Below are 802 nucleotides of genomic sequence, written 5' to 3' on the forward strand. Positions count from 1 at the left end.
CATCGCCGGGCTGCAGGCGCTCACGGGCCACGCACTGGGCCACAATGTTGATGGACTCGGTGGTGCCCTTGGTCCACAGGATTTCTTCGCGGCTGGCGTTGAGGAAGGTCGCCACGGTTTCGCGGGCGCCTTCGAACTGGCTGGTGGCTTCGTCGCTCAGGTAATGAGCGCCACGGTGCACGTTGGAATTCACCGTGCGGTAGTAGTTATCCAGCGCTTCCAGCACCGCCACCGGTTTCTGGGTGGTGGCGCCGTTATCCAGGTAGACCAGCGGCTTGCCGTTCACCTGTTGGTCGAGAATCGGAAATTGTGCGCGCAGCGCCTGGATATCCATCACGCGGCAGATTCTCCCGCCGGCGTGGTGTGGGCCAGCTCGGCTTCCAGCCAGGGGGTGGCCCATTCGGCCACTTTCTCGTGGGGCAGGGTCATCAGCAGTTCGTTGACGAAGCCCAGGCTCAGCATGCGCTTGGCTTCGGCCGCCGGAATGCCGCGCGATTGCAGGTAGAACTGCTGCATGGCATCGAGCTGGCCGACGGTGGTGCCGTGGGCACACTTTACGTCGTCGTTATAGATTTCCAGCTCCGGCTTGGTGTTGATCTCCGCACCGGGATTGAGCAGCAGATTCTTGTTGGACAGCTCGGCGTTGGTGCCGCTGGCACCGGGGTGAATGTGGATGCGGCCGTTGAAGACCGCCTTGCCACTTTCGCCGGCCAGGCCTTTGAAGTTCTGGTCCGATTCACAGTTGGGCACGGCGTGTTCCACGCACAGCTGGTTGTCCACGTGGCTGTTGTCGCGGACTACG

2 protein-coding genes are annotated in these 802 nt (G+C 62.5%); both read right to left on the reverse strand.

Going from position 1 to position 802, the window contains the following annotated elements; translation table 11 throughout:
* Nucleotides 1-334, reverse strand: a 334-nt coding sequence (locus tag A3754_RS04610; protein ID WP_156496792.1) for an aminotransferase class V-fold PLP-dependent enzyme, incomplete at its 3' end; no start/stop codon positions are given.
* On the reverse strand, nt 334-802 hold a 469-nt coding region (locus A3754_RS04615), incomplete at its 5' end, for a SufD family Fe-S cluster assembly protein (RefSeq protein WP_197468458.1). The genes A3754_RS04615 and A3754_RS04610, both read right to left, overlap by 1 nt.

The organism is Alcanivorax sp. HI0083 (genome assembly GCF_001635175.1).